The sequence below is a fragment of the Streptomyces sp. NPDC016640 genome, assembly GCF_043076215.1.
Lineage (GTDB): Bacteria > Actinomycetota > Actinomycetes > Streptomycetales > Streptomycetaceae > Streptomyces.
Genome location: NZ_JBIBRG010000014.1, coordinates 59,846 through 74,173, shown reverse-complemented (window position 1 = coordinate 74,173; position 14,328 = coordinate 59,846). Strand labels below are relative to the sequence as shown.

The 14,328-nt window shown below is 73.1% G+C and carries 10 protein-coding genes and 2 pseudogenes; 7 read left to right on the top strand and 5 right to left on the bottom strand.

The genetic code is table 11. The features are described from left to right. Positions 1–248: 248 nt before the first annotated feature. Together ACF07S_RS25895 and ACF07S_RS25890 are read right to left on the bottom strand one after the other, a co-directional pair. The gene (locus ACF07S_RS25895; protein ID WP_391965912.1) at positions 249–2,120 is read right to left on the bottom strand and encodes an ABC transporter ATP-binding protein; all 1,872 of its coding nucleotides are present in this window, start codon (positions 2,118–2,120) and stop codon (positions 249–251) included. Next, entirely contained in the window at positions 2,117–3,814 is a 1,698-nt protein-coding gene (locus tag ACF07S_RS25890) for an ABC transporter ATP-binding protein (RefSeq protein ID WP_391965913.1), read from the bottom strand. The genes ACF07S_RS25895 and ACF07S_RS25890 overlap by 4 nt, the downstream gene beginning before the upstream one ends. 239 nt (positions 3,815–4,053) lie before the next feature. On the opposite strand from ACF07S_RS25890, the gene ACF07S_RS25885 reads away from it, so the two are divergent. The 4 genes and pseudogenes from ACF07S_RS25885 (at position 4,054) to ACF07S_RS25870 (ending at position 7,820) form a co-directional block, all read left to right on the top strand. Beyond that, positions 4,054–5,121 carry a FecCD family ABC transporter permease gene (locus ACF07S_RS25885; protein ID WP_391965914.1) on the top strand — a complete coding sequence of 356 codons (1,068 nt, stop codon included), beginning with the start codon at positions 4,054–4,056 and terminating at the stop codon, positions 5,119–5,121. Then, on the top strand, positions 5,118–6,239 hold the full coding sequence (locus ACF07S_RS25880; protein ID WP_391975223.1) for a FecCD family ABC transporter permease: 1,122 nt from the start codon (positions 5,118–5,120) through the stop codon (positions 6,237–6,239). Before ACF07S_RS25885 ends, ACF07S_RS25880 begins: the two co-directional genes overlap by 4 nt. Beyond that, a pseudogene (locus tag ACF07S_RS25875) lies at positions 6,236–6,661 on the top strand (ABC transporter ATP-binding protein); the annotation flags it as partial. The gene ACF07S_RS25880 and the pseudogene ACF07S_RS25875, both read left to right, overlap by 4 nt. Before the next feature lie 187 nt (positions 6,662–6,848). Next, on the top strand, positions 6,849–7,820 hold the full coding sequence (locus ACF07S_RS25870) for a pirin family protein (protein WP_391975222.1): 972 nt from the start codon (positions 6,849–6,851) through the stop codon (positions 7,818–7,820). 187 nt (positions 7,821–8,007) lie between these two features. Here ACF07S_RS25870 and ACF07S_RS25865 read toward each other — a convergent pair whose 3' ends face one another. Both ACF07S_RS25865 and ACF07S_RS25860 read right to left on the bottom strand, forming a co-directional pair. Then, positions 8,008–8,571, bottom strand: a complete 564-nt coding sequence (locus ACF07S_RS25865; protein ID WP_391965917.1) for a hypothetical protein — start codon at positions 8,569–8,571, stop codon at positions 8,008–8,010. A 190-nt stretch (positions 8,572–8,761) separates the two neighbouring features. Continuing rightward, a complete protein-coding gene (locus ACF07S_RS25860) occupies positions 8,762–8,944 on the bottom strand; it encodes a hypothetical protein (protein WP_391975221.1) in 183 nt (60 codons plus the stop codon). Between the two features lie 365 nt (positions 8,945–9,309). On the opposite strand from ACF07S_RS25860, the gene ACF07S_RS25855 reads away from it, so the two are divergent. Beyond that, entirely contained in the window at positions 9,310–10,596 is a 1,287-nt protein-coding gene (locus ACF07S_RS25855) for an MFS transporter (protein WP_391975220.1), read from the top strand. 539 nt (positions 10,597–11,135) lie between these two features. Here the strand turns inward: ACF07S_RS25855 and ACF07S_RS25850 are convergent. Further along, a pseudogene (locus ACF07S_RS25850) lies at positions 11,136–11,411 on the bottom strand (helix-turn-helix domain-containing protein); the annotation flags it as partial. Here ACF07S_RS25850 and ACF07S_RS25845 point away from each other — a divergent pair. Next, positions 11,410–12,369 carry an amidohydrolase family protein gene (locus ACF07S_RS25845; RefSeq protein ID WP_391975219.1) on the top strand — a complete coding sequence of 320 codons (960 nt, stop codon included), beginning with the start codon at positions 11,410–11,412 and terminating at the stop codon, positions 12,367–12,369. The pseudogene ACF07S_RS25850 and the gene ACF07S_RS25845 overlap by 2 nt on opposite strands. 323 nt (positions 12,370–12,692) lie before the next feature. Beyond that, positions 12,693–14,276, top strand: a complete 1,584-nt coding sequence (locus ACF07S_RS25840) for a class I adenylate-forming enzyme family protein (protein WP_391965921.1) — start codon at positions 12,693–12,695, stop codon at positions 14,274–14,276. Positions 14,277–14,328: the final 52 nt, after the last annotated feature.

Here is a 14,328-nt window from a genome sequence, read left to right as displayed (position 1 = left end):
CCCCCGGGGCATGCCGCACCGCCGGCGGCCGGTCCGCACCCGACGCGACCGGAACCCGGCCCGCCGCTCCGGCTGCGCCGCGAAACCCCCGCCGGACGCGCCCCGAGCCGGGCCACCGGGAGCGCCGGCGTGGCATCGCCGCGACAGGCGGTTGCGAGACCTCGAGCCCGTACGGGCCGCACGGGACCGCCCGGGTCCGCTCGCGCCGCGCTCCCCGCCGCCCCGGACCGGGAGCCGGCCGACGGGCCCTACGCCTCGTCGCCCTCCACCGGCGCGGCCTTCCCCGGGCGGCTGTCCGACCAGGCCGCCCACAGGGCGGCGTAGTGCCCGCCCGCCGCCACCAACTCCTCGTGCGCGCCGGTCTCGACCACCCGGCCCCGGTCCAGGACCACGATCCGGTCGGCGGTCGCGGCCTGGGGCAGGCGGTGCGCCACCAGCAGGCCCGTGCGCCCCTCCAGGGCCTTCGACGCCGCCGTCTCCAGCACGCGCGCGCCCGCGCTGCCCGCGTCCGCCGTCGCCTCGTCCAGGATGGCGACCGGCGGGTCGGCCAGGACCAGCCGGGCCAGCGCCAGATGCTGGGCCTGGGTCGCCGTCAGCCGGTGCCCGCCCTCGCCGACGACCGTGTCCAGGCCGTCCGGCAGCGCCTCGGCCCACTCCAGGGCGCCCACCGTGTCCAGCGCGGCCCGCAGCTCCTCCTCACCCGCGTCCGGCCGGGCCAGCCGCAGATCCTCGGCCAGCGGACCGGCGAAGACATGGACCTCCTGGCTGATGAGCGTCACCGCCCGGCGGACCCCGGCGGGACCCAGCTCACCGGTGTCGACCCCGCCCAGCGTGATCGACCCGCGGGCCGGCCGGTGCACGCCCGCGATCAGCTTCGCCAGCGTCGTCTTGCCGGCCCCGCTGGAACCGACCAGCGCGACCCGCTCCCCGCCGCCCACCTCCAGGTCGACCTCCCGCAGCACCGGATGCCCCGGCACGTAGGCGTGGTCGAGCGAGGAGACCTTCACCGAGCCGTCCACCGGCACCGCCCGCCCGTCCGGCTCCGGCGCCACGGCCAGGTCGGACACCCCGACCAGCCGGGCGAGGCTCGCGCCCGCGGACTGCACGTCGTCGAGGAGGAACAGCGCCGCGTTGACCGGGTTGAACAGACTGTGGAAGTACAGCGCGGCCGCGGTCGCCGTCCCGATGCTCACCGATCCGTTGTCGACCAGCACGAAGCCGGTGACCAGGACCGAGGTCAGGCCGATGAACTCGGCGAGGTTGAGCCGGGAGAAGAACCCGGTGACGACGTGGATCCCGCGCAGCGCCAGGTCGAGCGCCGACCGCGAACGCCGCTCCACGAGGTCCAGGTGGTGCCCGTTCAGCCGGAACGCGCGGACGGTGCGGACACCCCCGATGCTGTCGAGCAGCTGATGCTGGAGCGCGCCCGTGGCCACCCGGTGCTCGGCGTACACCGGAGCGGCCCGGCGCAGGTACCAGCGCACGGCCGCCACCTGTACGGGGACCGCCCACAGCGCGGCGAGCAGGAACCGCCAGTCCAGGACGGCGAGGCCCACCAGGGTCAGCACGATGGTGACGGCGGAGCGCGAGAACTCCGGCAGGGCCTGCCGCACCGACTTGGCGATCATGGTGACGTCGTCCGTCACCCGGGAGACCAGGTCGCCCGAGCCCGCCTCCTCGACCCGCTCGAGCGGCAGCCCCAGCGCCCGTTCGACGAACCGCTCGCGCAGCGCGGCGAGCACGGTCTCGCCCAGCCGGGCGACGAGCGCGCTGCCGACCGCCGTGGCGGCGCCGCGCACCACGGCCACCGTGACGAGCAGGACCATCGGCACGATCAGCGCGTCCGTGCCGCGCCGCTCCACCACCAGGTCGACGACGTGCCCGAGCAGGGGCGCCGTCAGCAGGCCGACGCCCGTCCCGGCGACCAGCACACCCACCGCCGCCGCCGTCGCCGGACGGTGGCCGCGCAGCATCGGACGGAGGGCGGCCAGCGTCTCGCCGCCGGTGGCGGTCGGGAGCAGGGCACGGTCCACGGGGCCGGTGGGGCTCATCGTCTCCTCGATCGGCGCGTCGTCGGTCGGCTCATCGGCACGGCTCCCGGTGACGTTCGTCGAGGTCATGCCAGGACCGTCGCACGGTAGGCCGGGTCGGCGGCGACGAGTTCGGCGTGCCGCCCGTCGGCGGTCACCGTGCCCCCGTCGAGCACCACCACCCGGTCGGTCACCGCGAGCAGCGCGGGGCTGGTGGTGACCAGGACCGTGGTGCGGCCCCGCCGCAGGTCCCGCAGCCGGGCGGCGATCCGCGACTCGGTGACCGTGTCCACCGCGGTGGTCGGATCGTGCAGGACGAGGACGGGCCGGTCGGCGGCGAGCGCCCGGGCGAGCGCGACACGCTGCCGCTGGCCGCCGGAGAGGGAACGGCCGCGCTCCGCGAGGACGGTGTCCGCGCCGTCGGGCAGCAGCCGGGCGACCTCGTCGGCCGCCGAGGCGACGAGCGCCGGATCCACCGAGGCCGCCGCCGTGTCCGCCCCGCCGCGCACGTTGTCCAGCAGACTGGTCTCGAACAGGTCCGCGTCGTGCGGGGCCACCAGGACGGCGCGGCGGACCTCGTCGGGGTCCAGACCCGTCAGGGGCACCCCGTCGAGTTCGATCACGCCCTCGGCGGGGTCCGACTCCCGGGCCAGACACCGCAGCAGGTCGTGTGCCGCGGCCGGGTCCGCGGCCACCACGCCGGTGAGACGCCCCGGGGCGAGATCGAGGTCGACGCCCCGCAGCGCGCCGAGCGCGACCCCGCGCAGCCTGAGCCGCCCCTCGACGGGGTCGGGCGGCGCGGCCCCGCCCGGTTCCACCGCGGCGGGCGCGGCCAGCACCTCGGCGATCCGGCGGGCCGAGGCGCGGCCCTGGGCGAACTCGGCGTTGACGAAGGTGAGGAGCTGGAACGGCCCGAGCAGGAACTGCGCGAGCCCCACCGCCGCCACGAGTTCGCCGACGCTGATGCTGCCGCGCATCGCCAGGTAGGCGCCCACCACCGCGATGACCGCGATGAAGACACCGGTCAGCGCGAGCACCGCGCCCTCGTGCCCGGCCCGGCTCCGGGCGGCGCGCAGCGCCGCGGCCAGCGAGTCCTGACTGGTCCGCCGGTAACGGGACACGGCCGCCGCCTCGGCTCCCATCCCCTTGAGTACGCGCAGGCCCATGACGAGGTCGGCGGCGACACCCGAAGCGTGCGCGGCCCGCTCCTGCTCGGTCTCGCTGCGCCGCTCCAGCGGCCCGCTGATGCGGTGGCCCAGCCACAGCAGGGGCGGGATGCCGAGCAGGACGAGCAGGCCGAGCGGCACCGAGATCCGCAGCAGGGCCACCGCGCTGACCACGAGCGCGGCGATCGCCGAGGCGCCGTACGACAGGACGGTCACCGCTGCGCCCACGCGCCGGGCGTCATGGGTGGCGACGCTGGTCAGCGCGCCCGGGAGCCGGTCGGCGTCGGCGCCCCCGCGCGGGTCGAGCACCCGGGCGCCGAGGTCCAGCCGCAGCCGGTGCGTGGCCTGTTCGCCCGCGGCCTCCGTGATCCGGGCGCCCACGCGGTAACACGTGGACAGGACCAGGAAGACGACGCCGAGCAGCACCAGCAGACGCAGCAGGGTGCCGGACGAGCCCTTGGCCACCGCCTCGTCGATGATCACACCCACGACCACCGGGACCAGGGCCTCGCACGTCTGGTGCCCCATGCCGAGGAGCGACGCCGCGAGGACCCCGCGCCGCCGGCCCCTGATCGCGCCACGGAGGACGTGCCCCCCGGTCGGTCCTCCAGCCGGCATGTGCGGTACCTCCGCGGTGGTCGGTCGGTCGGGCAAGGCTACTCCGAATACGTCGGCCCAGGTACAGCGCGCGGTGGGCGCGCCCAGGTGCCACGTACACCAACGCCCGCTACACAACGGCGCGTTGACCACCGGCTTCACCTTCGGTTAGCCTCGCCTGAGCTGCACTCGCCGGTCGCGCACGCGTCCCGCACCCACACCGTGCCGGTCTCGCGAACCACCGCCGGGGGGAGTTGTCGTTGACGGTCGGAACCCGGGCGGTGTCCACGCGACAGCCCCCCGCCGCGGTCGCGCCGGACGCACGGCGCACGACCGTCGCGCTCCGCGCGCTCGGCCTCCTCCTCGCCCTCGCCGCGCTCGTTCTCGTCGGACTGGTCAGCGTCTGGGTGGGGACCCGGGGCATCCCGTTCGCCTCGACGTGGACACTGCTGTGGCACCCCGACGGCTCCGAGGCCTCGGTCATCGTCCACGACTACCGCATCCCCCGTACGCTCCTGGGGCTCGCCGTCGGCACGGCCCTCGGACTCTCCGGCGCGCTGATGCAGGCGATGACGCGCAACCCGCTCGCCGATCCCGGGCTGCTCGGCGTGAACCTGGGCGCCTCCACCGCGGTGGTCGTGTGCATCGCGTTCCTGGGCGTCGGCTCGGTGCTGGGCCAGGTGTGGTTCGCGCTCCTCGGCGCGGTCCTGGCGACGCTGGTGGTCTACCTGCTGGGCTCCGCCGGGCGGGCGGTGGCCACCCCCGACCGCCTCGTCGTCGCCGGTGCGGCCGTCACGGCGGTGCTGTACGCCTTCAACTCGGCGGTGCTGCTGCTGCGTCCACGCGCCTTCGACCAGTTCCGGTTCTGGACCGCCGGCTCGCTCGCCGGCCGGACCTTCGACGTCCTCCAGGCCGTCCTGCCGTTCGTCGTCGTCGGCGCGCTGCTCGCCCTCGCCCTCGCCCCCGCGCTCAACGCGCTCGCCATGGGCGACCAGTTGGGCCGCGCCCTCGGCGTCCACGTGGTCCGTACGCGGGTGCTCGGCGCCGTCGCCGTGATGCTGCTGTGCGGTGCCGCCACCGCCGCCGCCGGGCCGATCGGCTTCGTCGGCCTGGCGGTCCCGCATGCCGCCCGGTTCGTCGCCGGCCCCGACCAGCGGTGGGTGATGGCCTACTCGATGCTGCTCGCGCCCGTCCTGCTGCTCGGAGCCGACGTCCTGGGCCGGGTGCTCGGGGCCCCGGGCGAGGTCCAGGTCGGGATCGTCACCGCGTTCCTGGGCGCCCCGCTGTTCATCGCGCTGTGCCGCCGCCGGAAACTGGTCATGCTGTGAGCCCCGCACGCCGGGCGGACGTGCCCGCCGCCGAACCGGCGAAGTCCCCGGCCGCCGACGGCACCCCGAGGCCCCGCGTCGTCGGCGGACTGGTCGTACGCGCCGGGGGAGACCGGCTCTCGCTGCGGATCCCGGTCCGGTCCGTGGCCGTGAGCACCGTGCTGCTCGTCGTGCTCGTCGCGGTCCTGGGCATCAGCCTGACCACGGGGGACTTCGAGCTGTCCGTGACCGAGGTCGTCCAGGCGCTCACCGATGGCGGGTCCCCGGGCGCCGACTTCATCGTCAACACCCTGCGCATGCCCCGCCTGGTCACCGCGGTGTGCGTCGGCGCCGCCCTCGCCGTCAGTGGCGCGATCCTGCAGAGCCTTACCGGCAACGCACTCGGCAGCCCCGACGTCATCGGCTTCACCAACGGCTCGGCCGTCGGTGCCCTGACCGTCATCATCGTGCTGCACGGCAGCATGACCCAGATCGCGATCGGCGCGCTGATCGGAGGTCTCGCGACCGCCGCCGCCGTGACGCTGCTCATCGCGGGCCGGGGGCTGCGGGGGTTCCGGCTGGTGGTCGTCGGCATCGGGGTGAGCGCGCTGCTGCTGGCCGTCAACTCGTACCTGATCACCAGGGCCACCTTCCAGGAGGCGCTGGAGGCCCAGGCATGGCTCCTCGGCAGCCTGAACAACCGCGGCTGGATCCAGGCCAACGCCATCGGTGTCGCCGTCGTCGTGCTCCTCCCGGTCGCCTTCGTGCTCGCCCGACGGCTGTCCGTGGTGGAGATGGGAGACCTCACGGCGACGGCGCTCGGCGTCGGTGTGGCCCGCACCCGCACCGCGCTGCTGGTGGTCTGCGTCGCCCTGGCCGCGTTCGCCACCGCGGTCGCCGGCCCCATCTGGTTCATCGCCCTGGCCGCCCCCCAGGTGGCCCGGAGACTGACCCGGTCCTCCGCTCCCGCCCTGGTGTCCACCGCCCTGACGGGCGCCGTCCTGCTCACCGCGAGCGATCTCGCCGTACAGCGCCTCTTCACCGGCACCCTCCTCCCGGTGGGCGCGGCGACCGGCACCATCGGCGGGCTGTACCTCATCTGGCTGCTGGTCACCGAGTCGCGAAGGAGCCGAGCATGACGAGAACACCCCCCTCGGCGCCCCGGTTGCGGGCCGAGAACCTGACCTTCCGCTACGACCGGCGGACCGTCGCCACCGGCCTCGGCGTCGACATCCCCGACCACTCCTTCACGGTGATCGTCGGACCGAACGCCTGCGGCAAGTCCACCCTCCTGAAGGCGCTGGCCCGGATGCTCCGGCCCAAGGCGGGAACGGTCCACCTCGACGGAGCCGCCATCGCCTCCTACCGCACCCGCGAGGTCGCCCGCCGGCTCGGACTGCTGCCGCAGTCCTCGACCGCACCCGGCGGCATCACGGTGGGCGACCTGGTGGCCCGCGGACGCTACCCCCACCAGCGGCTGCTGAGGCAGTGGTCCGCGCAGGACGAGACCGCCGTGGCCGAGGCGATGCGCCGGACCGGAGTGCTCGACCTCGCCGGCCGGCCCGCGCCGCGCCGTCCCCGACGACGACCCGTCACCCGTCACCGTCCCGGCCCACCCCCGGGGACCCGGCACTGACGCCCGGCCTCGCCCCGCCCACGGCCTTCCCCGCGCGAGTGCCGGACATCGGGCTTATCATCACCCTAGAAGTTGAAAATGAAACTTTCATGGGGCGTGGAGGCACCACCGCATGAGCAACACGGAATCGCACCCGACGGAGACCCTCTGCGGCACGGCGGCCGGCGGCCCACCCCCGCCGGGCATCGAGGTCATCACCCCCAGGGACGTACCCCTCGGCCGCCCCCGGGCCATGCGGGTGCGCCGGACCCTGCCGCAGCGGGCCCGGACGCTCATCGGAGCCTGGTGCTTCGCCGACCACTACGGCCCCGACGACGTGACCGCCTCCGGGGGCATGCGGGTGCCGCCGCACCCGCACACCGGTCTGCAGACGGTGAGCTGGCTGTTCAGCGGTGAGATCGAACACCGCGACAGCCACGGTGTCCACGCCTTCGTCCGGCCCGGCGAACTGAACCTCATGACGGGCGGCTCCGGCATCTGCCACTCCGAGGTCTCCACCCCCCGCACCACGACCCTGCACGGCGTACAGCTGTGGGTGGCCCTGCCCGAGGAACACCGCGACACGGGCCGGGACTTCCAGCACCACGCCCCCGCACCGGTCGTACTGGACGGCGGTGAGGCGCGCGTCTTCCTGGGCACCCTCGCCGGTGACACCTCACCCGTGCGCACCTTCACCCCGCTGCTCGGCGCGGAACTCACCCTCCACCCGGGCGCCGGCGTGACCCTCGACGTGGACCCCGGCTTCGAACACGGCGTCCTCGTCGACAGCGGCGACGTCCTCCTCGCCGGCACGCCGCTGAAACCGGCCGAACTCGGATACGCGGCCCCCGGCCGCACCACCCTCACCCTGACCAACCGGGCGGCGGAACCGGCGCGACTGGTGCTCCTGGGGGGACCTCCGTTCCCGGAGGAGATCGTCATGTGGTGGAACTTCATCGGCCGGTCACATGAGGAGATCGTACGGGCCCGCGAGGACTGGACGAAGGGGTCACGTTTCGGTGAGGTACAGGGGTACGACGGGGCTCCACTGCCCGCGCCGGAGCTGCCGAACGCGCCCTTGAAGCCGCGAGGAAGGGTGCGCTGACCTGCGAAAACGTGGGCCTTGAACCAAGGACCTCGAGATCGCTGCCGCGCCCGCCCGGTGACGCGGCCATCCCCTGGCGCGGGCCTTCGGTCCCTGCTCCCCGGCGTCTCCGAAGCTGTCCGCTCCGGCTGGGGTACCCCCTCTGGGGGATTCTCCGTGCGGCCGGGGGCCTGTGTCTGAACAACTGTCAGAGTCGATCTGTGCAGGTGTCGTCGCGTGACGGTGGGCGAGCCCGTAGTTGGGCGAGGGTGCGGGCAGGGGCTCCGGGCAGCGGAGTGACCGCGATGCGGTGCAGGTCCAGGAGGCGGTGGCCGTCCTGGAACTGGTGGGACAGGTCGGTGCGGCCGACATTCAGGAGCTGGGCCAGAAGTGTGCTGGTGAGGGCTCTGCGGCGGCGTGACAGGGCGGTCAGTGGGCGGTGGTAGTGGTCGAGGCTGCTGGTCTGCGGGTCGAGGTAGCTGCGGGGGCGGTGGAAGCGTCGTTGGAATGCCGCCTCGGCCAGGACGTCCCAGTACGGTTCCGAGATGGCGACCAGGTGATCGAAGGCGGGACGGGGCATGCCGGTCAGGGCCGGGTCGCTGAGCATCGCGGTCAGGGCGGGACCGATCCGTTGTCGGCTCCGTGCCGGCTCGGGGGGCCGGGGTGCGACCGGTGCCAGGGTGTAGTTCCAGTCGCCGTGGAAGATGCCGGGTTCGATCGGCAGGGCATCGGCCCACGGGGCGCCGCCGCTGGAAGGCGCGGGGTGGGGCATCGGGACATCATGGGATCACCGGCCCGGTGCGAGAGGCGGTGACGGTGCCATGAGGGCGAGTGGTGCGGAGGGTGATGACCCGCCCACCGGTGCTGCGGCCGCACTGGTCGGCCGCCGCGGTGTCGTGATCGGCTGGTCCCGCGCCGCGGAAGAACCTCCCGGACGTCCGGCCGCGGAGGTTCTGGGCCGCTCAGTGCTCCGGCTGCCGACCGGGCCCGTCCCCGCTGCCGGCGGCGGCATCGCTCACGGCCACGCCCGCGCCGCACTCGGTGAGGGCCCCGGCGGCCGTGCCGGCGAGGAGGTGCCGCGGCCGCACGCGGTCGATCCCGGCCTGACGCAGGCACTGACGCGCGGCGGTGGCGAGCCCCGGCATCACCGCCGGTCCCCCGCGGCATGACCGCGGTGGGACGGGGCACCCCGCCCCACCGCGCCTGCGCCGTGGGACGCCCGTGACGCCCGGCGACCCGTCTCGGCGATCCAGCGCCCCGTGTGCCACGCCCCGTCGGCGCCACCGGGCACGTCCTCCCGAGCGACGCCCCGCCGCGGCACCCCGTGCCCACGGCGGAGACGCCTTCTCCACGGACGAACGCCCCGATTCCGGTCTCGCCGTCGGCCACCCCACCGAGCGCGGCCGGGCGCCGGCGGGCAGCCCCGCGACCGGTCCGATCGCCTCTCCCCGCCGTCTTCGGCCCCACCGTGGCCTCTCCGCTCGCGCAGTTCCCCATGAGGAGTACGGACATGAAATCCACTCCTGGCACATCCGGTACCGGGGCTCGCCCCGGCCCCGCGGTGGCCCTCGGGCTCGTCATCCTGTGCATCGAGGGGTACGACCTCTTCGTCCTGGGTGCGGTCGGCCCCTCCCTTCTGGCCCATCCCGACTGGGACGTCACCAAGTCGACGCTGGGACTGCTGGGCAGTCTCACCGCGCTCGGCATGCCCCTGGGCTCCATCGCCGCCGGCTGGGCCGGCGATCTCTACGGCCGCCGCCTTCCCATGGTCGTCGGCCTGACCTGGCTGTCCGTGAGCATGCTGCTGAGCGCCCTGGCCGGGGACCTCACGCCGTTCGCGGCGACACGGTTCCTCACCGGCATGGGCATCGGCGCCCTGATCCCCCTCGTCACCGCGTACGTCAGCGAAGCGGCCACACCCGCTCGCCACTCCCTCCAGGTGGGCACCGCCACGACGGGGCTGGCCATCGGGGGGATCCTCACCGGGGTCGTCGGCCGGACCCTGCTGCCGGAGGGGGACTTCCGCACGCTCTTCCTCTTCGGGGGCATTCCCCTGGCCCTGATCCCCGTGGTGTGGCGCCTGGTCCCCGCCGTGGTGCAGGACCACCCGGCGCAGACTCCGCCCGAGGCCACCCCGTCCGGAGCGCAGCCGGAGGGCTCTGCCAACCGGCTGCGCCAGCTGCTCGCCCCGCACCGCCGCCGCTCCACCCTGCTGTTCTGGGCGGCCACGTTCGCCGGGCTCACCATCGTCTACGGCGCCAGCACCTGGCTGCCCACGCTGATGGTCGACTCCGGCTACGACCTCGGCTCCTCGCTGGAGTTCTCCATCGCCTTCAACGTCGGCGCCGTCATCGGCACCGTGGGGGCCGCCCTGGTCGCCGACCGCGGGTTCCTCAAGGCCGCCACGATCGTCGGCTTCCTCCTGGCCGCAGTCGCCATGATCACCCTGAGTACGCCGCAGCCCCGCCCCCTGCTCCTCGTCGCCTCCGCCGTCGCCGGTTTCGGGGCACTCGGCACCCAGGCGCTCGTCAACATCTCCGTGGCGCGCGCCCACCCGGCGCGGCTGCGCGGCACCGCGCTCGGCTTCAGCCTCGGTGTGGGGCGCGTCGGCGCCATCGTCGGCCCCAGCTATCTGGCCGCCGTCACCGTGCTGATCAGTTCGTCCAAGGCGGGCTTCTACGCCTTCGTGGTTCCGGCCCTCCTCGGCGCGGTCCTGATCGGGTCGCTGCGGTCGGTCCGGCGTCCGTCCGCCACCGAGCGGCCCGGCGGCCCCTCCGAGGCGCCCGTCGCCCGCTGACCGACGGTTCCCGTCGTACGGACACCACCGGGAGCTGCCGCGTTCAGGAGAGGGCCGAAAGGGCGGTCCTCTCGTTGCGGGCGAGGAGCTGCCCGACGGCGACCGCGGCGGCGACCGCGGCGGCGACCGCGGCGGGGTCGCGGGTGCGGAAGGCCGCCACGAGATCCCTGTGGGCCTTGCCGCGCCGCTCGTGCTCGGCGGGACCGGGAGTCGAGCCGGCCGAAGCCGATGCGGCGGATGCAGCGTTCTCCTGCCCGCCAGAGCCTGGTGAGGACGCGGATGTCCCAGGCGGTCGCGGCCGGCGCGTCGTCGGCGACCTGCGCGTCCCGCACGGCGATGGCCGTGCCGGGCTGCATCTGCGCCCCGGGCGGGGTGAGGGACAGCACCTGCATGGTGACGCCGTTCGCGTCCATGTCGGCGAGCCGGCACTCGGTGATGCCCGCAAGCCGCTTGAACCACTCGAGGGAAGCGGTCTCCGGCAACCACAGCCCCACGACGAAGCGGCCGTCGTCGAGACGTTCCGGCGCACCCACGTGGACGAGCGGCCGGGCGAGCCGCAGCGCGCTGCTGCGGGGTATGCCGCTGCGCCGTGCGAGGTCGGCGGGGGACAGCGCGCGGCGATCACTGTCGAACGCGCTGATCAGGGCGAACGCCTGGTCGATGACCGGTTGCCCCTCGGCGGGACGGCCTCCGCGCCGCGGCGGAGCACCACCTTCGGAACCGGCCGTTTCCTTCACCGGGATCACCCATGCCAACGTACGGCCCCCCTTCCTGCGGTGGCACCCGTACGGACCCGCGACCCAGGAGCCCCGCATGACCTCGACCGGACTCATCGACGTCCACGCCCACTTCGTCACCGACGGCTACGTCGCCGCGGCTCGGTCCGCCGGCATCGAGCATCCCGACGGAATGCCCGGCTGGCCCACGTGGACCGCCGACCAGCACCTCGATCTGATGGAGCGCTCGGGGATCGAGAAGTCCTACCTGTCGGTGTCCTCGCCGGGTGTGCACTTCGGGGACGACGGCGCGGCCCGCGCCCTCGCACGGGAGGTCAACGCGTTCGGCGCCCGGGTCCGCACCGAGCATCCGCGGCGGTTCGGGCACTTCGCCTCCCTGCCGCTGCCCGACGTCGAGGGCTCGCTCGCCGAGGCCGCCCACGCGCTCGACCGGCTTGGTGCGGACGGAGTGGCGGTGAAGACCAACCACCACGGCCTCTACCTCGGTGACCCCCGGCTCGAACCGCTGTGGGAGGACCTCGGCCGCCGCGGCGCCGTCGTCTTCGTCCACCCCACCTCACCGCCCCACGCCGAAGTCCTTTCCCCGAACCGGCCGCGGCCGATGCTGGAGTTCCTCTTCGACACCGCCCGCGCCGCGAGCGACCTGCTCTTCCGCGGCGTCCTCACCCGTCATCCGCGTATTCGCTGGGTCCTGACCCACGGCGGGGGAGTGCTGCCGCTGCTCGCCGACCGCATGGAACTGTTCCGCACCCTGCTGGGTGGTGACACCGGGGACGCACCGGGCGTCGTGGAACAGCTGGGTCGCCTCTGGTACGACATGGCCGGAACGCCCTTCCCGCGCCAGATCCCGGCCCTCGACGCGGCGTTCGGCACCGGACGTCTCCTGTACGGCAGTGACTACTGCTGGACCCCCGCCGACGCGGCCCTCGCCCAGGCCGGGTCCGTCGACTCGGCCGCACAGCCGTCCGCCACCGACACCTGGCGGGACCTCACCACCCGCAACGCGCGCCGTCTGTTCACCACGAACGCGACATGACTGCCCGAGAACCGAAGGAACGGACGATCGGGACGCGGCGCGGAGCCGGCCACCGGTCGCCGGCGACCACAGCGAGGCACCGGCCGCCTGCCTGCCTGCCGGCCCGGTCCGCGGCCGTCCGACGTCAGTGGCGGACTCCAGTTCAACGCCGACGCCCGGGGTAGCCGTTCGGCGCGCACCGAACGGCTACCCCGATCAGGATGCCTTCCGACGCTCCGTTGTAGTCAGTCGAACGATCTATCGCTTACTTCAGTTGCATGGCGAAGATTGAACCGCCCAATTGGATGACGTCGTTATGGTTGGCAAAGTAAAAGGAAGGTCCCATGAGCCTGCCCGAGCATTGGTGGAGCGCAAATCAAAGTTATGCCTCGGAGATCCTCTCCCTGCTCGCAGCAGCGCCGGATCGAGATGTCGTCCATTGGCGTGGCGAAGCCTTCTCCGGTGGTGACCTGGTCCGGTCCGTGACCGAAACGTTCCTTGCGTTGCGTGACCGCGGAGTGGGCAAGGGAGACGTGGTGGCGATTCTGGTCGCACCCAACAGCCCTGAGATGCTCACCGTGCGGTACGCGGCACACCTGCTCGGCGGCGCCGTGTGCTATCTGCGGACCACTAATCCCGGTACCAGGCAGACGGTCCTTCCGCTGGATCACCAGATACAGATCCTGCGCGACACCGAAGCCATGACCGTCTACGTCGACGCCGAGAACGCGGAGCGCGCGGCGGAACTCGCTGACGGCAGCGGGATCCCGGTGACGCGGCTTCGGCATGGGGAACGCGATGGGGCCGGCCGGGCCGATGTCGCCGATACCCCGGACGCCGTGTCATGGGATCCGGACGCGCTGGCCTTCATCGGCTTCACGAGCGGCAGCACGGGCCGGCCCAAAGGCATCCGGTTGTCGGGCCGCGCATGGGAAGCCACCATGCGCGCGTGGATGGGGGTCGGCCGTGAATACGACTGTGCGTCGATCCTGGTGTCGACCCCTCTGAGCCATGGCGTTGCCACGATGGCGGACGCGGTCTTCGCCCTGGGCGGAGCACTCCATCTGCATGAGAGCTTCGATGCCGAGAAATTCGTGGACACCGTCTCCGCGGAGAAGGATGTCTCGTGGACGTTCATGGCGACAAATCACGTGTTCCAGCTCATCGACCATCTGCTCGAGCGAGGAATCCGTGACAGTGACGCTCTGGAAGCCGCGGGCCTGTCTTCGCTGAAGCGGATTGTCTACGGCGGCAGCCCCGCGGCACCCGCCAGGATCGCACAGGCTTTTCGGCTTTTCGGCCCCGCGCTGGCGCAGGGGTATGCCACGAGTGAGAGCGGCCGGATCACGATCCTCACACCTGCGGAACACGGCGACCCGGATCTCGCGGCCACGGTCGGCCGGCCGTTCCCCGAGGTGGAGGTCGTCGTCTGCAACTCGGATTCGGGTGCGCAGCTGGCGGCGGGGGAAATCGGCGAGGTTCGCGTCCGCTCACCTCAGATGATGGACGGCTACAACGGCGATCCGGAATTGACTGCACGAGTTCTTCGTGACGGCTGGTATTTCACCGGAGACATCGGCTGTCTCGACGAGCGAGGGTATCTGACTCTCCTGGGCCGGGTGGCCCACGTCATCAAGGTCGGTGGCGTCAAGGTTCATCCCATAGTTCTCGAGGCGGAAATTCTTGCCCATCCAGGTGTCCGGCACGCCGCCGTCTACGGCGTGCGAGACGAGGATGGAAGCGAGCATGTCCACGCCGCAATCGAATGCGATCCGGCTGAGGTCGTGGAAGTGGAAAGCATCCGCGAGAGAATTGCTGAGGCGCTGTCCCCGATTCACGTGCCCGAGAAGATACACGTCTTGAGCGCTCTGCCGATGAACAGCAACGGCAAGCCCGACAAGGTGCTCCTGAAATCGCAGTGCGCATAGCGCAGGCCTTTCGGTTCGCAGGTCAATCCAACCGCTACGTCGAGAAGGCGAG